General features: G+C 66.0%; 21 protein-coding genes. 11 read left to right on the top strand and 10 right to left on the bottom strand.

The annotated features are described in order from the left end of the window. The first annotated feature begins 2 nt into the window (after positions 1–2). The 3 genes from ipdE2 (at position 3) to TL10_RS03685 (ending at position 3,027) form a co-directional block, all read left to right on the top strand. On the top strand, positions 3–941 hold the full coding sequence (gene ipdE2 / locus TL10_RS03695; RefSeq protein WP_043984551.1) for an acyl-CoA dehydrogenase IpdE2: 939 nt from the start codon (positions 3–5) through the stop codon (positions 939–941). A gap of 25 nt (positions 942–966) precedes the next feature. Continuing rightward, on the top strand, positions 967–2,133 hold the full coding sequence (locus TL10_RS03690) for a pyridoxal phosphate-dependent aminotransferase (RefSeq protein ID WP_043984550.1): 1,167 nt from the start codon (positions 967–969) through the stop codon (positions 2,131–2,133). Positions 2,134–2,211: 78 nt separating this feature from the next. Then, positions 2,212–3,027 carry an Abi-alpha family protein gene (locus TL10_RS03685; protein ID WP_110788953.1) on the top strand — a complete coding sequence of 272 codons (816 nt, stop codon included), beginning with the start codon at positions 2,212–2,214 and terminating at the stop codon, positions 3,025–3,027. A gap of 1 nt (position 3,028) precedes the next feature. Here TL10_RS03685 and TL10_RS03680 read toward each other — a convergent pair whose 3' ends face one another. From TL10_RS03680 to hsaA, 4 genes are read right to left on the bottom strand one after another with little or no spacing between them, the layout of a single operon-like run. Then, positions 3,029–4,360 (bottom strand): MFS transporter, encoded by a 1,332-nt coding sequence (locus tag TL10_RS03680; protein ID WP_043984549.1) that lies wholly within the window; start codon positions 4,358–4,360, stop codon positions 3,029–3,031. A 7-nt stretch (positions 4,361–4,367) separates the two neighbouring features. Then, a complete protein-coding gene (gene hsaB, locus TL10_RS03675) occupies positions 4,368–4,934 on the bottom strand; it encodes a 3-hydroxy-9,10-secoandrosta-1,3,5(10)-triene-9,17-dione monooxygenase reductase subunit (protein ID WP_043399985.1) in 567 nt (188 codons plus the stop codon). 46 nt (positions 4,935–4,980) lie between these two features. Then, positions 4,981–5,883 (bottom strand): iron-dependent extradiol dioxygenase HsaC, encoded by a 903-nt coding sequence (gene hsaC, locus TL10_RS03670; RefSeq protein ID WP_043984548.1) that lies wholly within the window; start codon positions 5,881–5,883, stop codon positions 4,981–4,983. Between the two features lie 15 nt (positions 5,884–5,898). Next, positions 5,899–7,089, bottom strand: coding sequence for a 3-hydroxy-9,10-secoandrosta-1,3,5(10)-triene-9,17-dione monooxygenase oxygenase subunit (gene hsaA, locus TL10_RS03665; protein ID WP_043984547.1), 1,191 nt, complete (start codon positions 7,087–7,089; stop codon positions 5,899–5,901). Between the two features lie 154 nt (positions 7,090–7,243). On the opposite strand from hsaA, the gene TL10_RS03660 reads away from it, so the two are divergent. Next, complete coding sequence (locus tag TL10_RS03660) at positions 7,244–8,305, top strand: ferredoxin--NADP reductase (protein WP_043984546.1); 1,062 nt, start codon at positions 7,244–7,246, stop codon at positions 8,303–8,305. A 22-nt stretch (positions 8,306–8,327) separates the two neighbouring features. Further along, positions 8,328–8,900 (top strand): hypothetical protein, encoded by a 573-nt coding sequence (locus TL10_RS03655; RefSeq protein ID WP_043399996.1) that lies wholly within the window; start codon positions 8,328–8,330, stop codon positions 8,898–8,900. 53 nt (positions 8,901–8,953) lie between these two features. On the opposite strand, the gene TL10_RS03650 is transcribed toward TL10_RS03655, so the two are convergent. Both TL10_RS03650 and TL10_RS03645 read right to left on the bottom strand, forming a co-directional pair. Further along, positions 8,954–15,658 carry a BTAD domain-containing putative transcriptional regulator gene (locus TL10_RS03650; protein ID WP_052506292.1) on the bottom strand — a complete coding sequence of 2,235 codons (6,705 nt, stop codon included), beginning with the start codon at positions 15,656–15,658 and terminating at the stop codon, positions 8,954–8,956. 76 nt (positions 15,659–15,734) lie between these two features. Then, a complete protein-coding gene (locus TL10_RS03645) occupies positions 15,735–16,175 on the bottom strand; it encodes a MarR family winged helix-turn-helix transcriptional regulator (RefSeq protein ID WP_052506291.1) in 441 nt (146 codons plus the stop codon). 85 nt (positions 16,176–16,260) lie between these two features. Here TL10_RS03645 and TL10_RS03640 point away from each other — a divergent pair, with 85 nt between their 5' ends. After that, the gene (locus TL10_RS03640; RefSeq protein ID WP_234711358.1) at positions 16,261–17,025 is read left to right on the top strand and encodes an amidohydrolase family protein; all 765 of its coding nucleotides are present in this window, start codon (positions 16,261–16,263) and stop codon (positions 17,023–17,025) included. On the opposite strand, the gene TL10_RS03635 is transcribed toward TL10_RS03640, so the two are convergent. After that, positions 16,986–17,474, bottom strand: a complete 489-nt coding sequence (locus TL10_RS03635) for an Rv1443c family protein (RefSeq protein ID WP_043400002.1) — start codon at positions 17,472–17,474, stop codon at positions 16,986–16,988. The genes TL10_RS03640 and TL10_RS03635 overlap by 40 nt on opposite strands. 83 nt (positions 17,475–17,557) lie before the next feature. Here TL10_RS03635 and TL10_RS03630 point away from each other — a divergent pair, with 83 nt between their 5' ends. After that, positions 17,558–18,175 (top strand): TetR/AcrR family transcriptional regulator, encoded by a 618-nt coding sequence (locus TL10_RS03630; RefSeq protein ID WP_043400111.1) that lies wholly within the window; start codon positions 17,558–17,560, stop codon positions 18,173–18,175. Positions 18,176–18,185: 10 nt separating this feature from the next. Here the strand turns inward: TL10_RS03630 and TL10_RS03625 are convergent, their stop codons facing one another. Next, positions 18,186–19,190 carry a bile acid:sodium symporter family protein gene (locus tag TL10_RS03625; RefSeq protein ID WP_043400004.1) on the bottom strand — a complete coding sequence of 335 codons (1,005 nt, stop codon included), beginning with the start codon at positions 19,188–19,190 and terminating at the stop codon, positions 18,186–18,188. Positions 19,191–19,261: 71 nt separating this feature from the next. Between TL10_RS03625 and TL10_RS03620 the strand changes: the two genes are divergently transcribed. Beyond that, a complete protein-coding gene (locus TL10_RS03620; RefSeq protein ID WP_043400007.1) occupies positions 19,262–20,116 on the top strand; it encodes a LysR family transcriptional regulator in 855 nt (284 codons plus the stop codon). A 14-nt stretch (positions 20,117–20,130) separates the two neighbouring features. On the opposite strand, the gene TL10_RS03615 is transcribed toward TL10_RS03620, so the two are convergent. Both TL10_RS03615 and TL10_RS03610 read right to left on the bottom strand, forming a co-directional pair. Further along, entirely contained in the window at positions 20,131–21,009 is an 879-nt protein-coding gene (locus TL10_RS03615; RefSeq protein ID WP_043400010.1) for a TIGR03620 family F420-dependent LLM class oxidoreductase, read from the bottom strand. A gap of 141 nt (positions 21,010–21,150) precedes the next feature. After that, positions 21,151–21,615 (bottom strand): MarR family winged helix-turn-helix transcriptional regulator, encoded by a 465-nt coding sequence (locus tag TL10_RS03610; protein WP_043400012.1) that lies wholly within the window; start codon positions 21,613–21,615, stop codon positions 21,151–21,153. Between the two features lie 156 nt (positions 21,616–21,771). Here TL10_RS03610 and TL10_RS03605 point away from each other — a divergent pair, with 156 nt between their 5' ends. From TL10_RS03605 to TL10_RS31615, 3 genes are read left to right on the top strand one after another with little or no spacing between them, the layout of a single operon-like run. Continuing rightward, complete coding sequence (locus TL10_RS03605) at positions 21,772–22,194, top strand: organic hydroperoxide resistance protein (RefSeq protein WP_043400015.1); 423 nt, start codon at positions 21,772–21,774, stop codon at positions 22,192–22,194. A gap of 37 nt (positions 22,195–22,231) precedes the next feature. Next, positions 22,232–22,783, top strand: coding sequence for a DUF1097 domain-containing protein (locus TL10_RS03600; protein ID WP_081936803.1), 552 nt, complete (start codon positions 22,232–22,234; stop codon positions 22,781–22,783). A gap of 43 nt (positions 22,784–22,826) precedes the next feature. Continuing rightward, the gene (locus TL10_RS31615) at positions 22,827–23,339 is read left to right on the top strand and encodes a DUF6130 family protein (RefSeq protein WP_231575658.1); all 513 of its coding nucleotides are present in this window, start codon (positions 22,827–22,829) and stop codon (positions 23,337–23,339) included. Positions 23,340–23,376: the final 37 nt, after the last annotated feature.

Here is a 23,376-nt window from a genome sequence, read left to right as displayed (position 1 = left end):
CTGTGAGCGAAGAACGGGAGATGCTGCGCGCCACCGTCGCAGCGCTGGTCGAGAAGCACGCGGGCCCTGAGGCCGTCCGGGCCGCCATCGAGTCCGACAAGGGCTACGACGAGAACCTCTGGCAGCTGCTGTGCGAGCAGGTCGGCGCCGCGGCGCTGGTCGTGCCCGAGGAGCTGGGCGGCGCCGGTGGTGAATTGGGCGACGCCGCAGTCGTGCTCGAGGAGCTGGCCAAGAACCTGGTCCCGACGCCACTGCTCGGCACCACGCTGGCGGAACTGGCTCTGCTCGCCGTCGGCGAGGAAGAGCCGCTCGAGGGCCTGGCCGAGGGAACCTCCATCGGCACAGTCGTTTTCGATGCCGGTTACGTCATCAACGGCGACGTCGCCGACGTGGTGATCGCCGCGCAGGACGGCCAGCTGACCCGCTGGACCGACAACACCGTCACCCCGGCCACCGCGATGGACCCGACCCGCCGGCTCGCCGCCGTGGCGCCCGGCAGCACCGCTGCCCTCGGTGCCGACCCCGGTCTGGCGGACACCGCGGCCATCCTGATGGCCGTCGAGCAGGTGGCTGCCGCGAGCCGCTGCCTGGACCTGACCGTCGCCTACTCCAAGGACCGCGTGCAGTTCGGCCGCCCGATCGGCAGCTTCCAGGCGCTCAAGCACCGGATGTCGGACCTGTACGTCAAGGTGTCGGCCGCCCGGTCGATCGTCAACGACGCCATCGCCGACCCGACGCCCACGAATGCGTCGCTGGCCCGGTACATGGCCACCGAGGCGTTCAATGCCGTTGCCGGCGAAGCGATCCAGATGCATGGCGGCATCGCCATCACCTGGGAGAGCGACATCCAGTTCTACTTCAAGCGGGCGCACGGCAGTGCCCAGCTGCTCGGGTCGTCGCGGGAGCACCTGCGTCGCCTCGAAGCCGAAGTTCTGCTCTGACGTCGTCCTGCTTTAACGTCGAAGCATGACCAATCCGGTAGCGCTGCGCGCGGGCATCCCACCGTTCTATGTCATGGACGTGTGGCTGGCCGCGGCCGAGCGCCAGCGCAGCCACGGCGACCTGGTGAACCTGTCGGCGGGACAACCCGCCGCACAGGCACCGGCGCCCATCCGGGCCGCCGCCGCTGAAGCGCTGGCCAACGACAACCTCGGATACACCGTCGCCCTGGGTATTCCGGAGCTGCGTGAGGCCATCGCCAAGTCGTACCTCGACCGGTACGGCGTCGAGGTCGAACCGGACGCGGTCGTCATCACCACCGGGTCCACCGGCGGCTTTCTGCTGGCGTTCCTGTCGTGCTTCGACGTCGGCGACCGCGTCGCGGTGGCCAGCCCGGGCTATCCCTGCTACCGAAACATCCTGTCGGCCTTGGGCTGTGAGGTCGTCGAGGTGCCCTGCGGCCCCGAAACCCGGTTCCACCCAACCATTTCCATGTTGGAGCAGCTGGACCCGCCGGTGAAGGGGCTGATCATCGCCAGCCCCAACAACCCGACGGGCACCGTGCTGCCGGCCGAGGATCTGGCTGCCATCGCCACCTGGTGCGACGACAACTCCGTGCAGTTGATCAGCGACGAGCTCTACCACGGCCTCATCTACGACGGCGCGCCCGCGACCAGCTGCGCCTGGGAGACCTCGCGCAACGCCATTGTGGTGAACAGTTTTTCGAAGTACTTCGCCATGACCGGCTGGCGGCTGGGCTGGCTGCTGGTACCCGAGCCGCTGCGCCGGGCCGTCGATTGCCTGACCGGCAACTTCTCCATCTGCCCGCCGACGCTGCCGCAGTACGCCGCCGTCGCGGCGTTCACGCCGGAGGCCATCGCCGAAGCCGACGCCCTGGTGCACCACTATGCGGAGAATCGGGTCCTGCTGCTCGCCGGGCTGGCCGAGGTGGGCCTCGACAAGCTGGCACCGGCAGACGGCGCGTTCTACGTGTACGCCGACATCTCGAAGTACTCGACGGACTCGCTCGCGTTCTGCGAGAAGCTCCTGGCCGACACCGGTCTGGCGATCGCACCGGGCGTCGACTTCGACACCCAGCACGGCGGCTCGTTCGTGCGGTTGTCGTTCGCCGGACCGAAGTCCGACATCGAAGAAGCGCTGCGCCGCCTGCGTCCCTGGCTCGCCGCGTACTGACGTGCCTGTTGCCGGCCGCTGAGGCGTTTGCCACACAACCACCGAGATCAGACGGCAGCCCGGTACCATCGGTCCGCAATGTCCCAGGAAACCGACAACCCAGAACCGGAAGTTACTGACGACTTACCGGTGAACCGCGAGGGCCTAGAACGGCACGGCATCAAGCTGTCCACGCCCATCGGGGAGATCGCCATCGCGATCTCGACGCCGCGCGGCGGTTTGGCGATCCCGAAGCGATTCGATCCGCTCGGCCTGGCCAACCGCGCCCTCGGCGTCGCGAAGTTCGGTTTCAAGCTGGCGGCCTGGGGCGGCGAGCAGATTGCGATCGCGACCAAGACCACCGTCGAAGCCATCGAGATGTCCCCGGACCGCACTCCGGCGCCGGCGCCGCAGAAGCAGCAAAAGCAGCCCGCCACCCAGTCACTGCACGGCAAGCTCGGCGGCCTGCTCGACCGCGCCCTTGATCAGAGCACTTCCGACGGTAAGACCGAGCTCTATCACCGACTGCTCGACCAGCTGGTGGCCGACGAGGCCCGCATCATCGGCGCGCTGTCCGACAACGAGTCGTCACCGCTGGTGAACATCTACCCCCGGAACCGCAGTGTCGCGACGCTGGAGAACGCGTGCCTCATCGGCCGCACCGCCAATGTCGCCCTGCCGCTGATGGTGCCGCAGTACGTCAGCCACCTGCTGGCGCTCGGGTTGGTCGAGACCGTCCCCGAGGACCCGGATCTGAAGGCCGACTACGAAATCCTCAGCGCGGAATCGATGGTGCTGAAGGCCATCAAGGACGCCTCGCGCGGTCCCTTCCCGGCACGGGTGGAGAAGCTCGCGCTGCGGCTGTCGGAACTCGGGCGCGGGCTGTGGGAAGCCGCGATGCAGGACGGGTCCTAGCTCACCCGACCACTGCTCGCTCGCTGTCGGCGCGGTCGACGTCGGCCAGATCGATCCCCTTGGTCTCCTTGGCGAACGCCAGCGCGACCAGCGTCACCACGCAGGCCCCCGCCAGATACAGCGCGATCGGCACCGATGAGTGGAAGTCCTTCAACAACCGCACCGCGATGATCGGCGCGAGTGAACCGGCGAAGATCGCCGTCACCTGATAGCCAAGGGACACACCGGAATAGCGCATCCGGGTCGGGAACATCTCGGACATCAACGCGGGCTGCGGCGCATACATGAAGGCGTGCGCCACAAGGCCCGCGGTGATCGCGCTCATGATGACGAAGTAGTGCTTGCTGTCCATCATCGGGAACGCGACGAAGCCCCAGACCGCGGTGAGCAGCGTCCCGATCAGGTACACGGGCCGGCGGCCGATGCGGTCGGAGAGCTTTCCCACCAACGGGATGGCCACCAGGTGCGCCGCGTGGGCCACCAGCAGGTACCACAGGATCAACGAAGTGCTCACGCCCGCATGCACTTTCAGATAGGTGATCGAGAACGTGACCACCAGGTAGTACATGATGTTCTCTGCGAACCGCAGACCCATGGCGGTCAGCACCTTGCCCGGGTAGTACCGGAGCACCTCCACCACGCTCAATGACGATGCCTTGAACGCCTCGGCTTCCTGTTGCGCCGCAACGAAAATCGGCGCATCGGTCACCTTGGTCCGGATGTAGTAGCCGACCAGCACCACCACCGCCGACAGCCAGAACGCCACCCGCCAGCCCCAGGACAGGAACTCCGATTCGGGCAGCGCTCCGGTCAGCGTCAGCAGCACGACGGTCGCCAGGATGTTGCCCACCGGCACCCCGGCCTGCGGCCAGCTGGACCAGAATCCCCGGCTCTGCGCGGGACTGTGCTCGGCGACCAGGAGCACCGCGCCGCCCCATTCGCCGCCGACCGCGAAGCCCTGAATGAACCGCAGTACCACCAACATGGTCGGCGCCCAATAACCGATCTGCCCGAAGGTCGGCAGGCAGCCCATCAGGAAGGTGGCCGAACCGACCAGCAACAGCGAGAACTGCAGCAGCGTCTTGCGGCCGAACTTGTCACCGAAGTGACCGAACACCACACCGCCGAGCGGGCGCGCGACGAAGCCCACCGCGTAGGTGACGAAGGCCGCGAAGATCGCGTCGAGATCGCTGCCGCTCTGCCCGAAGAACACCTTGCTGAACACGATCGTGGCAGCGGTGCCGTACAGGAAGAACTCGTACCACTCCACGACGGTGCCGGCCATGGAGGCCAGGACAACCCGCCGCAATCCGGACCGGATCGGCGCGCTCATGGCGCGACTATAGCCAGGTGTCCTCGGTTGTCGTGGTCAAGAACGCTTCCAAATCATCGCGCCATTGCGCCGGGGTGTTCTTGTCCGGCTCGATGCCGGTGTACTCGCCGCGGTAGAACAGCAGCGGACGGGGCTTGACGGCCGGGGGCTCAGACATCGACTGCACCGCGCCGAACACCACGAAGTGGTCGCCGCCGTCGTGCACGGAGTGCACCTCGCAGTCGATGTGCGCGAGCGTGCCGTCGAGCACCGGGGAACCCAATTCCGAAGGGCTCCAACCGATTCCGGCGAACTTGTCCTCGGCCCGGGAACCGAACTGCGCCGACACGTGCTGCTGGTTCTCGTGCAGCATGTTGACGCAGAACTTGCCGCTGGCCTCGATCGCTTTCCAGGCCCGCGAGTGCTTCGTCGGGCAGAACAGGACCAGCGGGGGATCCAGCGACAGCGCCGCGAACGACTGGCAGGCGAAACCGACCGGCACACCGTCATGCACGGTGGTGATGACGGTGATGCCGGTACAGAACTGCCCGAGCACATTTCGGAATGTGCGGGGGTCGATCTGGGTGTCGCTCATGTTCGATGCTCCTCGCGCAAGCGCTCGTCGCTCATGCCGCGCGAGCCTACTTGAACCCGACGCTGAAGTCGTGGCCCCACAAGCTGATGCCGACGCTCTCGCGGGCGATCCAGCTCTCGTCCTCGACTTCGAGTCCCTCGCAACCGAATTCCATGTCGAAGCCACCCGGCGTCTTCATGTAGAAGGACAGCATCTTGTCGTTGATGTGCCGGCCGAGGGTGGCCGACATCTTGACCTTCTTGCGGTTGGCACGGTCCAGGCAGAGGCCGACGTCGTCGGAGTTCTCCACCTCGACCATCAGGTGCACGATGCCCGTCGGGTTGGGCATGGGCATGAACGCCAGCGCGTGGTGACGCGGGTTGCAGCCGTAGAAGCGCAGCCACACCGGGTCGCCATCGGCCGGGCGGCCCGCGATCTGCGGCGGCAGCCGCATCGAGTCACGCAGCCGGAAGCCCAGGACGTTCTGGTAGAACGCCTGAGCCGCGGCGTCGTCATCGCAGGTCAGGACGACGTGTCCGAGGCCCTGCTCAGCAGTGACGAACTTGTGGCCGTAGGGGCTGACGAAACGACGACCCAGGTACTGGATGCCGTAGAACACCTCGAGGGTGTTGCCGGCGGGATCCTGGAAGCTGATCATGCCCTCGACCTTGCGGTCGAGCAGTTCGTCCTTGGTGCCCTCGGAGAAGGCGACGCCATTGGCGGTCAGGGTTTCCTTCAGCTGCTCGAGGGCAGGCGCATCGGCGACCTCCCAGCCCGAGGCCAGCAGCCGGTCCTTCTCGCCCGGCACGATCACCAGGCGAGCCGCGACGTCGTCCATCCGCAGGTAGAGAGCGTCAGGGTTGGTGCCCTCGCCCTCCATCATGCCGAGCACCTTGAGCCCGAACTCGCGCCAGGCCGCCATGTCGGTGGCCTCGATGCGCATGTAGCCGAGGGCCTTGATCACCGTCATTGACCGAATATCCCCTTAGACCATGGTGTCTGCGGGCGGCAGACCGAATTCGTTGTTGCCGAAGATCAGGTAGGCCCGCTCGGGCTCGTTGGCGGCGTGCACCCGGCCGGCGTGGGCGTCACGCCAGAAGCGCTGCAGCGGAGTGCCGTTGGCCAGCGCGGTGGCGCCGGCCGCCTCGAAGAGCCGGTCGACGGATGCGATGGCGCGGCCGGTGGCGCGCACCTGGTCGCGACGGGCGCGGGCCCGCAGCTCGAACGGGATCTCCTTGCCGGCGACCAGCAGGGCGTACTCGTCGGCGATGTTGCCGATCAGCTGACGCCACGCGGCGTCGATGTCGCTGGCGGCCTCGGCGATGCGGACCTTGGCGAACGGGTCGTCCTTGGACTTCTCACCGGCGAACGCCGCACGGACGCGCTTGCCCTGGTGCTCGACGTGCGCGTCGTAGGCGCCGTAGGCCATACCGACGATCGGCGCCGAGATGGTGGTGGGGTGCACGGTGCCCCACGGCATCTTGTAGACCGGGGCGGTGTTGGTCTGGTAGCCGCCGGCGGTGCCGTCGTTCATCGACTTGTACGACAGGAAGCGGTGGCGCGGCACGAAGACGTCTTTGACGACGACCGTGTTGCTACCGGTGCCACGCAGGCCGACCACGTTCCACACGTCGTCGATGGTGTACTCGGTGCGCGGGATCAGGAAGCTGCCGAAGTCGACCGGGCGGCCGTCCTTGATCACCGGGCCGCCGAGGAACGCCCAGGTGGCGTGCTCCGAACCCGAGGACCAGTTCCAGGCGCCGTTGACGATGTAGCCGTCACCGGTCTCGGTCACGACACCCGCACCCATCGGCGCGTACGACGAGGAGATGCGGACGGTGGAGTCGTCGCCCCAGACGTCTTCCTGGGCCTGCTGATCGAACAGTGCCAGGTGCCAGTTGTGCACGCCGATGATCGACGCGACCCAACCGGTGGAACCGCAGGCGCTGGCGATGCGGCGGACCGCCTCGTAGAACTGCGTGGGATCGGCTTCGAGGCCGTCCCACTGGGCGGGCTGCAGCAGCTTGAAGAAGCCGATGTCGTTCAGACTGTCGATAGACTCCTGCGGCACCTGGCGCAGGTCTTCGGTCAGCTGTGCGCGCTCGCGCAGCACCGGCAACAGGTCGTCGATACCGGCCAGCACGGCCTGCACGTCGCGTTGTTCAATTGACGTCACGGATTGCCTCCCGGGGAGTGGTCATCTAGACAGAAGATTAGAACACGTTACGATTTGTGTCGAGCACGGCTCTTCTACAGCAGGTAGACCCGCAAAAGTGGGCTTCTATAACCTGTTCTAGTTACTGACCGTGGGCTGGCTTGAAAGAAGGGTGATGGTTGTGGACGAGCCGCTGGGCAGCCACGTGCTGGAACTTGTGGTGGCCGACGTCGTCGCAGAGACCGCCGACGCACGCGTGTTGGTGTTCACGGTGCCGAACGGCAGCGACATCCCGGCAGACCGGCTGAAGTACTCCCCCGGTCAATTCCTGACCCTGCGCGTCCCGAGCACCCGCACCGGATCCGTCGCCCGCTGCTACTCGCTGTGCAGCTCGCCGTACGCCGACGAGGCGCTGACCGTCGCGGTCAAGCGCACCGCCGACGGCTACGCGTCGAACTGGCTGTGCGACAACGCGCATGTCGGCATGCGGATGCACGTGCTGGCGCCGTCCGGCACCTTCGTCCCCAAGAACCTGGACGCCGACTTCCTGCTGCTGGCCGGCGGTAGCGGCATCACCCCGATGCTGTCGATCCTCAAGTCCGCGCTGTCCGAGGGCACCGGCAAGGTGACGCTGTTCTACGCCAACCGCAATGAGAACTCGGTGATCTTCGGCAAGGCGCTGCGTGAGCTGACCTCGCTGTACCCCGACCGGCTGTCCATCGTGCATTGGCTGGAGTCGGTGCAGGGGTTGCCCAACCCGACCATCCTGGCCACCCAGCTGGCGCCCTACGTCACGCGCGAGGCCTTCATCTGTGGCCCGGCGCCGTTCATGGCCGCCACCGAGGAAGCGCTGCTCAAATCCGGCGCCGACAAGAGCAACGTCCATCTCGAGGTGTTCCAGTCACTGGACTCCGACCCGTTCGCAGCTGTCGTGCTCGCCGAAGATGACAGCGATGAGGGCCCGGCCACCGCAATCGTCACGCTCGACGGCGAGACGCACGAGCTGCGTTGGCCGCGCAATGCCGTACTGCTCGACGTGCTGCTCGACAAGGGACTGGACGCACCGTTCTCCTGCCGCGAGGGACACTGCGGAGCGTGTGCGGTGCTGATGAAGAAGGGCGACGTCGACATGGCGATCAACGACGTGTTGGAGCCGTCCGACCTCGAAGAGGGCCTCATCCTCGGTTGCCAAGCGGTGCCCAAGACGGATTCCGTCGAAGTCACCTACGACGAGTAGCGAACGGATTACTTTCTTGACTGTGAACCGGCTTACTGCAGCAAGTGCGGCCGCTGTGCTGACCGCGACGGCCCTGATGTCCCCCGTGACGGCTGCTGCCGCAGTCAATTCGGCCGACGCCTTCGTGCCGGTCGACGACGGCACCAAGATTCAGATTCACGTGACCGCGCAGTGCTCGGGAGGTGCGTGCACGTTCAACACCGCCACGAACCTGGTGGTCGGGGGCAATCCGGTTCCGCTGCCGCCGAATACGTGGGCTCGCGAGAACATCACGCTGCGCAGCGCCAACCGCGATGTGTACCAGGACGTCTCGTACAGCGCACCGACCGGCGCCCCGCCGATCAACCGTGGCTCGTGGAACGGCCCGGTGAACTCGCGGCAGCTCAAGTCGCAGAACAGCGCCCTCGTGTCGGTCACCTTCAACGGCGGCGGCACGTTCGAGGAGTTCGCGGTCGACGGCACCTCGCTGCCGCTCGACGTCCGGACCGGCAGGCCGAACACCGAGGCCAATTTCATTGCCTGCGCGGACATTCAGGTCACCTACCCAGGGGTGAACCTCACCACGCCGACGGCCTGCGCCACCACCCACTTCTGAGTCGCCGAACGTGAAGTAGATCGCGAACTTTCGCGAATTCTTCGCTATCTACTTCACCCTCGGCGGTCGGTGAGCTCGTCGAAGCGCGCGAGCGCCGCGTCGAGTTCCGCCGCTTCGTATACCTCGACGCGGCTGATCAGCTCACCGTCGACCATGACGACGGCGACCGTCGACAACTCCGCGTAGAGGCCCTCTGCCGAGCTCCCTTTCAGGGTCTGCGTCATGACCGCGCCGAGGTCATTCAGTCGACGCACCGCCTCGACGCAGATGCGCACGTCCGGGACGAGCTCCGACACCGCGTGCAACGACGCCGCCAGATCGGCGCCCTCGGCACCGACGAGAGGACGATGATCGATGTACACCGGATCCATTGTCGTAGAAGGCAATTCGTGGCGATTATACCGGGCATGGCCGCTTGCGATCACCGACCAGGTGCGGGCGTAAGCGGCCGCCTCGCCAGCGAGGTACCGGGCGTCGAGTTCCTGGAAGGCGGCGTCGAAGTCGTCGGGGTCGAAGGTCACGAACGCCGTGATCCGCTCGCCGGCATCGACTTCGGCGACGGTCAGCATGGCCGCGACGAACGGCTCGGGTTCTTCGGCATTGCTTTCGAAGTTGTCCAGAATCAGTGCGAGCCGCTGTCCGCGGGTGGCGACCACGCTCGACGCGGACAGCGTCACTCCGAATTCGGCGATCGCCCGCATGTTCCCGATATTGGCTTCGCGGCCGCGAAGCAGCCCTGAGCTGATCACCGTACGGCGATCGTCGGACACCACGGCGTCAGCGCACATTTCGCTCATCGTGGCCCAATCACGGTCCGCGAAACACTCGAAGAAAGTCTGATGAACGTGGCTTGCCGTGTTCTCCAACAGTGTTGCAGGCGAATGTAATCCGTCGAACCGCGCGAGCGCAGCGTCTAGATCTGACTCGCCGAAGAGTTCGGCACGGCTGATCAGCTCGCCCTCGACCAAGTAGACGTTGATCATCCGCCACTCGACGCAGAAACCCTCTGCCGAGGTCCCTTTGAGGGTCTGAGTGACGACCGCTCCCATCTCGCTCAGTCGGTGCACAGCGTCTACGCGGGCGTGGACGTTCGGCATTTGGTCAAGAACTGCACCCACAGCTGCTGCCATTTCAGCCGCCTCGGTCGAGATGAGCGGTCGATGGTCGACATTGACCGCATCCGGTGTGGTCGCGGGCAGCTCGTGTCGATTGAGCGCCGCATACGCACTGACGATGGTTGACCAGGTGGGTGCGCAGGCGGCGGCTTCACCCACGAGGTAGCGAGCATCGAGTTCGGCGAAGGCGTCGTCGAGGTGATCGACGTCGAAGACCACGTGCGCAACCAACTTGCCGTCTGCGTCGACCTCGACGACACCGAGCATCTCGGAGTAGTACACCGCGGAGTCTTCGCCTTGCCTCGACATCCGAAAAATGCGGAGGGCGAGGTACGAACCGCGGGTCGCGAAGGTGCTCGACGTGAGGAACCCGTCCTCCATCAAGTCGGCGATGACTTTCAGATTGTCTATTTCAGCGTCCCGCCCCCGTCGAATCCCGGCATTCAAACCTTGCCGATGATCGTCAAGCACGAAGTCGTCGGACAACATCGCCGCCATCGTGTCCCAGCTGCGATCCAGGAAGAGAGCCCAAAAGCGTTGGTCCACTTGGTCTGCCTGGTTGTCGAGCCCTGGCGGCGTATCGAGCCGGGGCGGCGTATCGAGTTCCTCGAACTTCGCCAGCGCGGCGTCGAGGGCGTCCTCATCGAACATCTCGCTGCGGCTGAACCGGTCACCGTCGATCGTCATGAGGTGGATTTCGCGCCACTCGGCCTCGAACCCTTCACGCGAGGTGCCCCTCACCGCGTGCGTGATGACAGCGCCGAAATCGGTCAGCAGGTGGACCACTTCAATGCGGAAACCGATGTCCGGCACCTGATCCCAGGCCAAGAGGGTGTACTCCTTGACACCTCCGGGGGCGTACGAAGCGATCAGCCGGTTGTCGATGCTGACCATGTTGCCGGTCGTTTCGGGTAGCTCGTGCCGGTTGAGTGCGGCGTAGGCACGCACGACTGCCGCCCAGGTGTGTGCGTGCGCAGCCGCCGCGCCGGCGAGATAGCGGGCATCGAGTTCGGCGGTGGCAGCGCCGAGATCGTCGACGTCGAACACGACCATCACGGCGATCTGGTTGCGGGAGTTGATTTCGACGACGCCCAGCATGTCGTTGCGGAACTCCCCGGAGTCACCGCCGGCGCCCGAGGCGCGCACCAGGATCAGGCGCTCCTGCCGGGTGGCGACGACGACGAACGTCATGCCGGTTATCCCGGCATCGGCATAGGCGCGCAGGCTGGCGATCTCGGCATCACGACCATGCCGGATCCCGGCGTTCACGACCCGCCGGCGATCGTCGACAACGAGGTCGTCGGCCAGTACCTCCGCAACCGCAGTCCAGTCGCGCGCCGCGTACGCGTCCAAGTAATGCTCAGCCGCTTGGCTCGCAGCGTTTTCAGACTGAGACTCCCGTTGCGACCGGCCCTCGAGCCGGGCGTACTGCGCATCGAGCTCGGCGACCGCGGCGTCCATATCCTCAGGGTCGAACCACACGTGGAACGTGACCCGACCTTCGTCATCGACGCCGTACACCTGAAGAAACTCATCCTGCGGCGCCCCAGCGCTGACGTCGGCCGTACCTACCCGCACCCGTGCGAGCGCCAGACGGTCACCCCGCACGGCAACCACATCGTGCGCCAACCGCATGGCCCCCGACTCCAAATCGCGCCGCGTCTGATGGGTCACCTCAGGCAGCGAGAAGTCACCTCGCTTGAAACCGACCAGCTTTCGCCGGCTCTCGACAGAGGCGTCGGGCGCGATCATCCTCTCGAATTCATCCCAGTCCCCGCGATCATGTGCCGCCATCACAAGTTCGCTCATGCGGACCGCTGCGGTGTGCACCTCGACGGCGGGCAGTTCAGGCTCAGCCGGAACACTCACCAGGCCAGGGCCACCAAGGAGAGCGTGGGCCCGTTCCGCAAGTGCCGCAGCGCCTTTGCGCTCATACAGAGCGCCGGCGCGCTCGGCCGCTGCGCGCGCCCCCGCGGCATCGCCACCAGCCGCCAGCACCATGGCCAGGCAATCGCAGGCATCACCATGATCGACCAACGCATCGGTGCGCTCAGCCAGGGCGACCGCTGCCTCGGCCGCCTGCCGGGCCGCCTGGTGGTCACCGCCGCGCGAGAGCAGCTGTGCCCGTAGGGTGCGCCAGGCGATCGACGCCTTCAGCGCGTGTCCGGCGAGCTGCTCACTCTCCGTGCACAATTCGTCGGCCTCGGTGTCTCGTCCGAGCATCAGGCAGGTGCGGCCCAGGAGCGCAGCGGTCTCGGAAGTGTCGATATCGAGGCGGAGTCGGCGAAAACCGTTGTAGGCCTTACGCAGATACCGTTCGGCAGCGTCCGGCTCGCCAGCGACCAGCTCGACGATGCCGGCGAATTGCTCAACCTCGAGGAGCGCATGCCGCAGTCCCAGTTCGGCGACGGTGCGCCGGGCAGAGTCGATCATGCGCCGAGCCGCAGCACCCCGCCCGCGGAACGCCTCCAACACCGCCTGGCATCGCATCGAGGTGGCCTCGACTGCCGGTGACTCGGTTGTGATCCGAAGCAGCCGAACCACATCCAAACACCGCCCGCCGGCGCGCGGAACCGGATTCGGTCCCCATAGCGCTGCCAGTGGCGCACCCGCCAGTACCGCGTTCACCCGGCGGTGATCACCCGAACGCCGGGCCGCGTTCAGTGCATCATCGAGCGCCACCTCACAGTCGCCGATCTTGCCGAGCCGGGCCAGACACCCCGCTCGGACGTTGTGCGCCTTGGCTTCCCCGGCCGCGTCGTCCAGTCCGGCCAGCCTGCGGGCGGCACCGTCCAGCGCCGATTCGATCTCGTCCAATCGCTCGGGGTGGGTCAGCATGGACAGCTGACCGTCGAAGCAGGTCGCCCAGGCGGCCAGACGCACGGAATCAACTGTCGCCGCTTGTAATTGGGAAACGACACCCGCAGCCGAAGCCACATCACCGGCGGCCAGCAGAGCTTCGCAACGCGCGATCAGCAGCTCGGCAACCTGATCGTCCCGGTCGGGCAATTCATCATCGAGTTCTTCCAACGCGTGCAGGGCATGGTCGTACAGATCGGCGGCACCCTCGTAGGCCAGCCGGGTCATGGCCTGGTCGGCGGCCCGCCGGCAGTACTCGACAGCCTTGGCCGCGTTGCCCGCCCACGCACACTCGAAGTAGTGATGAGCCAGCTCGGCCAGCAGTTCCTCTTCGGCACCGGATTCGGTCTCCAAGGTCGTGGCGATCCGCTGGTGCAACCGCATGCGCCGTACCGACGGCAGTTCGGCGAGCAGCGACTGGCGGACGATGGCGTGGTTGAACCGGTAGCACCCACCGGACTCTTCGATGATGATGCCGGCGCGGCACGCCTCGTCGAATGCGTCGATCAGATCGTCCCCCACCACCCGCTCGACCAGATGCACGGAGAACCGGCTGCCGATGACCGCGGCTGCCGCTAGTGCCTTGTTGGTCTCCGCCGGCAGTCGGGACAGCCTGCGGCTCACCGCTTCTCGAACTCCCTGCGGCAAGGTACCGGGCTCCCAATGGCCGCCGCTCTCCTCGACGTGGCGCAGCGCCTCGATGAGGAAGAACGGGTTGCCGCCGGTCACCGACGCCAGCGCACGGGCCAGCTCTTGGTCGTCGTACCCGGCCTCGGCGACGTACGCGGTCACGTCGTCCTCATCGAGGCCGGCCAGCGCGAGCCGGTGGGCCGTCCCGTCCCGGTGCAGGTCGGCCAACATGGCCGCCAGCGGGTGGGAACGGTCCAGATCGGTACTGCGATAGGTGCCGATGATCTGCACCCGGGCATGGTCGCCGAACCGGAGGAGGTGCCTCAGCAGCAACAAGGTGGGCTTGGCGGCCCAGTGCAGGTCATCGAGGATCAGTACCACCGGCGGGCCGGCCGACGCTGCGCCCAGCACCGCCACGACAGCGTCGAACAGGGCATAGCGCTCGGTGTCCGGGTCGGCACGTGTCGGCGTCGCCATATCGGGCAGCACGTCGGCAAGTCCCGGCACCAGTGCCAGGAGCGCCTCGACGCCGCGCAGCGCACGCAGCCGAGCGGCACCCAGGCAGGGCACCAGCGAACGGAGCGCTTCAGCGAACGGCTGATAGGGCGCGCCGAGGTCCTCGTCGCAGCGGCCATAGAGCACCAGAGCGCCCTGGGCATGGGCCTGCCGGGACCATTCGCCGGCCAGACGTGTCTTGCCGACACCCGGTTCGCCTGCGATCAGCACAGCGTCGGTGGTGCCGGTGAGCGCCGTCTGCCATACGGAAAACAGTTGTCCCAGTTCATCGCCGCGGCCGACGAACGGTCCGCGCCCGGCCAGGACGGCGGGCAGGGCCGGCCGCTCGATCGACTCGTCGTTCGCGGGCTGGTCCGAGGCGATGCCGGCGGCATCGAGGCGGAGCTCGAAAACATGCTCGGGGCGGACCAGGTTCTTGAGCTGCCGCATTCCGAGATCGGTGAGGACCACGTCGTCGGACAGCGAGTCGATGACCAACTCAGCTGTCGCGCCGGAACACAGGACCTGGCCGCCCAGCGCTATCGACCGCAGGCGGGCGGCGCGGTTCACCGCCCGGCCGAAATAGTCACCATCGCGAAGCTCTACCTCCCCGGTGTGTAGTGCCACCCTGATGCGCATCGGGTCGGCCGGCGCCCAGGGCTCGGCGGCCATGGCTTGCTGCAACTCGACGGCGGCCGCGGCCGCCGCGGACGGACGGTCGAAAACCGAGAAGGTGGCGTCGCCCTCGCCGCGGGTCTTGATCAGTCTGCCCCCGTGTGACGTGACAACCTGCCCGACGAGTTCGTCGTGCCGAGCCAACGCCACCGCCATCGCATCGGCGTCGGCCTCCCACGCGGCCGTCGACCCCTCGATGTCGGTGAGTAGGAACGTCACCGCCCGGGTTCCTGCCTGAACATGTTGCGCCGCAGGTATTTCCAGAGAACTGTCCTGCGCAACGATCGCCGCTTCGAGTCGGCGAAGGCTCGGTCCGGGATCGACGCCGAGTTCGTCGGCAAGCAGCGCCCGCGCACGGCGGTAGGCGCCGAGGGCCTCGCCTTGCCTACCGGCGCGATACAGCGCCAGCATCAGCTGGCCCCAACGCCTTTCACGCAATGGCGCGTCGGCCACCGCAGCCTCGAGTTCGCCGATGATCTCGGCGACGCGGCCTGCGGCCAGCAGCGCATCGGCCCGGTCCTCCACCAGCGCGGCATGGCTTTCGAGCCACCGCGTCTTCTCCGACGTCCCCCGGCGTCCGTCCGGCAGTTCTGGAATACCGCGCCAGAGAGTGACTGCCTCGTCGAAGCGAGTGACCGCCTCGCCGGTGTCACCGGTGGCCGCGGCATCGCGGGCCGATCGGGCAGCCGATTTGTACCGGGCGGCATCGACGTCGGTGTCGGCCAGCGTCCAACCTGATCCCTGCGTCAGGATCAATCCGTCACCCAAGGCACGACGAAGGGCCGAGATGTGGGTCTGCAGAGCCTTCGCGGCAGTGCGCGGGGACTCGTCTCCCCACAGCAACTCGAAGAAGGTGTCGGCCGATACGACGGAGCCACAGTGCAACCCGAGCATCGTGAGGATCGCGCGCGGCTTGGCGCCCGGAATCGTGACGGGCGTGCCGTCCTGCCGGACCTGCAGAGGTCCCAAAACCCCCAGCTCCACGGCTTGAAGAGTAATCACATCCGCCATCGTCGGTACGGCGATTCAACGCGGAGTCAAGGTCCAGTAAAGAGCCGGCTCAGTCGAGCAGCTCGCTCAGCCGTTGCAGCGCGTCGACGACGCCATCGACGTCGACACCGATGGCCTCGTCGATGTAGCCGTTGACGGTCGCCAGCGCGGCATCCAGCCGGCGCAGGGCATCCGCGCCGGCGTCGGTGGGCCACAGTTCCCAGGCGCGGCCGTCGCTCTCGCTGGGCCGGCGTTCGACGAACCCCGCCTTCTCGAGGCGTCCGACCATCGCGGTGACCGCCGACTCCCGCTGGCCGAGCTGAGCCGCGACGAGCGACTGCCGGCACCCGGCATGACTCGCGATCAGCATCAGCGCGGCAGCCTGCGCTGTGGTGATGCCGGCCTCTTCGACGAACAGCCGGTCGGCGGTGGTGCGCAGCCGCTGCGCGACGGTCTGCAGCTGGAAATACGCGCGCCGCCTGCCGGCCGGCGACCTGTTCTTCGAACTCACCCTTGCATTATTACTTCACTAGTGAAGTAATTGAGGGATGACACGAGTGATCGACGCGTGGTCCCAACAACCGAACGAGTTGTTCATGCGCCAGCCATGGCTGCAGCCACTGCTGCGCTGGACCCGCCAAGAAGATCTGCCGGCCCTGCCCATCGACGTCACGCTGAAAGCGATGGACGACGCCGGCGTCGAGAAGTCGCTGTTGTGTGCGTGGGTCGGGCCGTACGGCGCACTCATCGACAATGACGAGACGGCGGCACACGTCCGCGCACACCCCGACCGATTCGCGGGCGTCGCCTCCGTGGACCTCACCCGCCCGGTCGAGGCGGTCCGTGAATTACGGCGTGCGGTAACCGATCTGGGCATGGTGGCCCTGCGCGTCGTCCCGTGGTTGTGGAACCTGCCGCCCAACGACCGCCGCTACTATCCCCTGCTGCAGGCCTGCGTCGAACTCGGCATCCCGTTCTGTACGCAGATCGGGCACACCGGCCCACTGTGCCCGTCCGAGCCCGGCCGGCCGATCCCCTATCTGGAGACGGTCCTACTCGAATTCCCGGAACTCGTGGTCATCGGCGGCCACGTCGGAGCACCGTGGATCGACGAAGTGTTGTTCCTGGCCATGAAGTTTCCGAACTTCCACATCGACACCTCGGCCTACGCCGCGCACCGCCTGCCCCCGGCACTGGTTGATTACCTGCGCGGATCCGGCCGCACCCGAGTGCTTTTCGGGACCAACTGGCCGATGCTGTCCGCGCAGCGCTGCCTGGAACGACTCGACGAGTTGAACCTCGACACCGAGGCGCGCGAACTCTATCTCGGCGGGAATGCGGCCCGGATTTTCGGCGTCTGATTCGCCACCTCGGATCGAATCAGCTTGTGCCACCGGCGATGCCGGTAGCGGAAGATGCCGGCTGCGCCCAGCGCGACCACACCGGTGAACCACCCGGCATCGATGTCGATGGTGTCGGCGTACCGGCACCGCCCCGGGCCGATCGACTCGGCGTGCAGAGTGTGATTCCACGACCTGATCCGCCCGCCGTACTCATGGGTGCGAATGGTGTGTGTGGCCTCGTCGACCGACAGCACTTCGATGGTGTGCCGGTAGGCGGGCAGCACGTGAAATGCCATGAGCCAGCCGGTCCCGCGCTCCCCCGCGTGCAGAGGTTCGGTGCGGCCGGCGAGCGCCGGTACTCCGAACAGACCTCGGCACAGGTACAAAAAGGTCGCCGGCAGCTGCATGTCGCGCCACACGCGTTCCAGGTCGGCGGCCAGCTCGGACTCGATGTACACCGTCTTCACGATGACGCTCCTTTGAGTTAGGGTCACCTAATCATCAGCCGGTGAGAAGCCGGTGACTACTCGCTTTCCGCGCGGAGGTGACCATGGCACCACCGGACCGGTTTCGCGCCCGCAAGCAGCCGAAACAACAACGATCTGCCGAAACCCGGCAACGAATCCTCGATGCGGCTGCTCGCGTTTTCGCCGAGTTCGGCTACCGCGGCGGCACCACCAATCGCATTGCCGAGGCCGCAAACATCTCGATCGGCTCGCTCTACCAGTACTTTCCGAACAAGGACGCGATCCTGGCCGCGCTCACCGATGCCCACATCGATGCCGGGGCGGCACTGCTGACGGCACGGGCGGCGGCGGGGGTACCACCCGCGCTCGAGGACCAACTGCGGCTGTTCACGCGCGCGACCATCGACAACCACCGGGACGATCCGCATCTGCACCAGGTGTTGTTCGCGGAGGCACCCCGGTCTCCCGCGCTCCTGGCCCGGCTGCGCGATGCCGAAGAAACCGCGGTGGCGGCCGCATACGCGCTGCTCGCCCGACATCCCGAGGTTCGGGTCCCCGATCTGAAATTCGCGGCCCGGATGACAGTCGCGACCATCGAGTCGCTAACCCACCGGCTCATTGCCTGCACGCAGCCCGCCGACGCACAGCAGTTGGAGGATTCGATCGTCGCGATGCTCGCCGCATATCTGCGGGGCGACTGACGATTTCGGTTCAGCTCCGCGCGGCCGCGAGATCCCGTTCCGCCGCCGCGGCGTCGGCCTGACGTCCCCACCGAGCGGCCAATGTCGCGCAGGTGATGAGCTGAATCTGGTGGAAGATCATCAGCGGCAACACAATCAGGCCCACCGGGTGTCCGGCGAACAGCACGGTGGCCATCGGTAACCCGGTCGCGAGGCTCTTCTTCGATCCACAGAAGATGATCACGATGCGGTCGGCGCGGTCGAACTTCAACAACCGCGCCGCCCCAGCGGTGATGCCGAGCACCACCGCAAGCAACACCACGCTGACGGCGATCACCGCGAGCACATTGGAGACCTTCATTCCCGTCCAGATGTGTTCGGCCATACCGGCACTGAACGCCGCGTACACGACGAGGTAGACCGAACCACGGTCGACGACCTTGGTGAGGGTGGTGTGAGACAGCACCCGGTGCAGTTTGGACCGCAGCAGCTGACCGGCGAGGAACGGCAGCAACAGCTGCACAACGATCTCCAGGACGGAGTTCGCCGACACCGTGGCAGCGCCGGTGGTCTGCATCAACAGGGTCACCAACAGCGGGGTGAGGAAGATGCCCAGCAGGTTCGAGGCCGATGCGCTCACGACAGCCGCCGCGACATTGCCACGGGCGATCGAGGTGAATGCGATGGACGACTGCACCGTGGACGGCAGCAGACACAGATACAGCATGCCGATGTAGAGCTCGTCGGTCAGCACCGACGGCACCAGCAGCTTCATCGCCAGCCCGAGCAGCGGGAACAGGACAAAGGTCGCGGCCAGCACCGTGGTGTGCAGCCGCCAGTGCTTCAGCCCCTCGAGCGCCTCACGCGGGTGCAGGCGGGTGCCGTACAGCAGGAACAGCACGGCGATCGCGACCTTGGTCGCCGTTTCGACTGCCTGACCTGCGTCACCACGGGCCGGCAGCAGCACACCGATGGCCATCGCCGCGAACAGCCCGAGCAGGAAGCCGTCGATGCGGAGCTTGGCGAGCAGGTTCACGGGAAGAACGTACTGCTCTACCAACTCATAGCGCTAGGCGATAGATCTGATATCTCTAACCGGATATTGTGATGAATGTGTTCGACCCCGAACTGCTGCGCACCTTCCTCGCAGTCGACCGCGCCGGCGGATTCACTGCCGCCGGCCACCTGCTGGGGCTCCGTCAATCAACGGTGAGCGGCCATATCGCCCGGCTGGAGCAGTCCGTCGGCCGCGAGCTGTTCCGGCGCGATACCCGTAATCTGGCGCTCACCGCCGACGGCGCGGCGATGGTCGGCTTCGCGCACGACATCCTGGACGCACAAGCCAAAGCCGACCGCTATTTCTCCGAATCGCAACCCACGGGCCTGATCCGGCTCGGCGCCTCCGACGATCTGGTCGGCCGGATGTTCTCCGACGTGCTGGTCGAGTTCAGGCGGTCCTACCCCGGCGTCGACCTGGAGCTGGTGGTGGGCCTCAGCGAGAACCTCAAAACCCGAATGGCCGCAGGCGAATTGGACCTCATGGTGGCCAAACGGCTGCCCGGCGAGCAACACGGCGAACTGCTGTGGCGAGACCGCCTCGTGTGGGCCGGCCGGCCCGGCCTGACCGACATCACCGACCCGGTACCGATCGTGACCTACCCACCGCCGAGCCTGACCCGCCACGTCGCACTACGTGAACTGGAACGCGAGCGCCGCAGCTGGCGGATCGCCTGCGTCAGCGACAGCCTGCTCGGCCTGCAGGCCGCGGCACTTGCCGGACTCGGCATCATCGCCCATTCCGAATCGGTTCTGCCGCAAGGGCTTCAATCGCTCACCGACAGCCGACTGCCCAATCTCGGGCACCTGGAATTCGTCCTGCTGCACCGGCGCAGCACGCCGTCCGAAGCCGAGGTCGCGCTGCACGACGCCATCGTCGCCGGCGCACATCGCATGCGGCGCTGACAGTCTCGAGGCGGTCAGGGAAGGATTTCGAGTGCGTCGGCAAGTGTTTCGTACGTCCGAAATATCGCGTCGTCATACACCTGAAGCAGTACGTCAGGCATGGCCTCATACGGCGTCGCCCGCTCGCCGATGACCTGAATCTGCACGTGGTCAGCACCCGCATCCAGGTGCGCTCGCAGGCCACGAACAACCTCGGCGGGCGTACCGTGCACCGCCAGAGCGTCGATGAGGCGGTCACTGCCGTTCAAGGCAAGGTCCTCGTCGGTAAAACCCAACCTACGTAGGTTGTTCCGGTAGTTCACCAGGCCCAGATACGGATGTTTGATGCGAGGCCGCGCCAGGTCGCGCGCATGGACTGCATCGGTATCGACGACCACCTTTTGTTCGGGCGCAAGGAATTTCCGCGGACCGAGTGCCGCACGGGCCCGACGAGTATGTTCCGCCGTCACCAGATAGGGCACCGCGCCACCGGTGCGGTCATGCGCCAGCTGCATCATCTTCGGCCCGAGAGCGGCCAGGGCACGCCGATCCCGCGGCAGCGAATAGGTGTCCAAATCATCGAGGAAGGACCGCATCGCCGCCATCGGCGTGCCATAGCCGACGGTCTGTTCGGGATGCCCTACGCCGATCCCGATCAGCAATCGATCCGGGAATTTCTGTTCGATACGCCGATACGCTTCGGCAAGTCGCACCGCATCCCCGTTGTAGACGTTATAGATACTGGTACCTACGACCAGGCGTCGAGTTGCCGCCAGGAGGTCGTCAACACCGCCGAGATCCACATCGGGGCCGCCTAGCCACACCGCCGAGTACCCAAGCCGCTCAATCTTTTCCGCCATCTCGGGCGTGGTTACGTGGGCGGGCTGCCACAAGCCGTATTGTCCGATGTCCACGTGAGCCTTTCGATTCGATGAGGTCGCCTGGACATCGTGGCGCGAATTTTCTGGACTTACGAGTCCACTATCTTTCGTTGCCGAATCTGGAGTTTCGAGCACCGGCAGGCGCGTCCCCGGCGCCGGAGACGTGCCCCCGGGTCACCGGGAGTGCGTCTGCGCATGGTCACGAAGGTTGTCCCGCAGGGTGACCACCGCCTTTTGCAACTTGTCGAACTCGTCGGACGGCAAGCCGGTCGCTGCCACCAGATTCATCGGCAGTGCCTTCTCACGCAGCGCCCGGCCCGCATCAGTGAGGCTGACGATGACCTGACGCTCGTCGGACGGATCGCGCCGGCGGCGCACGTATCCCTGCGCTTCGAGCTTCTTGAGAATCGGCGTCAGCGTATTCGACTCCAGGAATAGGTTTTCGCCGAGGCCGCGGACGGTTTGATGATCGTTCTCCCAGAGCGCGACGATCGCGATGTACTGGGTATATGTGACGCCAAGCTCGTCGAGGATCGGTTTGTACGCCTTGCCGTAGGCGAGATTCGCCGAGTAGATCGCAAAGCACATGAAGTCGGCAAGCCGGGGACCGGCGGCCTCAGTTGGGCGCTCGACAGCCATCGACAACTCCTGACGCGTTCAGTGACATCCGAAGCGATTTTATCGCATGCGATTCAATCGGACAGGTTGACATCTCGACCTCTTGCGATAGTCTCATCGCATCCGAGTTAATCGGATGCGATCAATCTCCCAGCCGCCCTACCCTAAAGGAGCCACATGAACACCAGCACCCAGGACGCCGTCCTCTACACCGGCAAGACCCACACCACAGGCGGCCGTGACGGATACTCCCAAAGCTCCGACGGCCGGCTCGATATCCGCCTCGATCCACCCGGCAGCAATCGGGCCGGCACCAATCCCGAGCAGCTGTTCGCGGCGGGATGGTCCGCGTGCTTCATCGGAGCAATGCACATCGCGGCCGGCAAGACGAACATCAAACTGCCGGCCGATACCGCTGTCGACGCCGAAGTCGACCTCTGCAGCATCGACGGCGCCTACTTCTTACGGGCACGCCTGAACGTCAGCCTGCCAGGCATCGAGCGGGACACAGCCCTGGCCATAGTGGACGCCGCACATCAAACCTGCCCGTATTCCAAAGCCACCCGAGGCAACATCGACGTCGTGCTCAGTATCGCCTGAGCGGACTCGGCAGCACATCGAAATGTCAACTCCGCCAATGGCTCAACTGCTCATCGGCGACGCCCCGACCAACAAACAGGAGAACCACGTGACCGTCACCTCAACCGGCACGGCGAGAACGACCGCGATCCCGTTTCACTCCATCACGCTGATAGTCGCCGGCGTCGCGGCCGTCGTCACGTTCGGCACAGGTTGGGCGATGCTCTCAGCACCTGCGATGTTTCTCGGCTGGGTCGCCTACGGCGTCACCGGCGACACCGTGCGTCACCGCTACGCCAATCTGGGGGCGTACGTGGTCGGCCTGGCCTTCGGCGCCGGCACGACACTGGTGATCAATCACCTGCAGCCGTCACTCGGTCTGGCCGCCACCGGCATTGCGATATTCGGCCTGGTTGCCATCGTCATGTGTCTGCGAGCGCTGCCCATGTTCAACTATCCGCCCGCGTACTTTCTCGGGATCACCAGCTTCTTCTATGCGGGGCACGCGCCGACGGTCGCAACAGTGCTTGCGCTCGGGACGGCGGGAGCCATCGGAGCTACCGGCGCAGCGCTTTCCGACTACTGTCAGAGCCGCTTTCTCGCCCGGTGAATCACCGCACCCGCCAGTGCCAGAAATTCAGGAGGGAACACGAATGAAAAAGCTGCCGCACCTCATGGGCTATGCCGTCATCGCGACCACTGCGGGGCTCATCGCATCATGTGGCACGACGGTCGACCGCTCGGACCACACGGATCACGAGAGTTCTTCTCCCCCTTCGGCTGCGCGCACCCCGGGAGCACACAGCGCCGCGGACGTGCTCGGCCCTCCGGGAGTGGTGCCGCTGACCACGCCGCAGCCGCCGGCGAAACTGATCGTCGATCCGCCAGTTCCCGAGGCCCTCGCCAAGGGACAGGTGTTCATCCAATACCGTGCCGAAAACCTGCGCATCGAACCGGTTTTCGGCCCCGAAGCACTCAAGGTGACCCCGCGCATCGGCCATATCCACGTCGTCGTCGACGGCGCCCCATGGCACTGGGCGGACGCCAGCGGTGAACCGGTGATCCTGGTAGGTCTGCCACCCGGACCACACAAGGTGGAGATCATCCTCGCGGATGCCAACCACCATCCACTCGACCACGTGGTCACGAATTTCCTGGTGCCCTGACCTCAGCCGCGGCCGCTAGCCGAGATCGACGAAATGG

The sequence above is a fragment of the Mycolicibacterium llatzerense genome, from assembly GCF_000878195.1.
In the GTDB taxonomy this organism is placed as follows: domain Bacteria; phylum Actinomycetota; class Actinomycetes; order Mycobacteriales; family Mycobacteriaceae; genus Mycobacterium; species Mycobacterium llatzerense.
The sequence above is the reverse complement of the archived record's forward strand: the minus strand, read 5'-3'. Positions and strand labels throughout refer to the sequence as shown.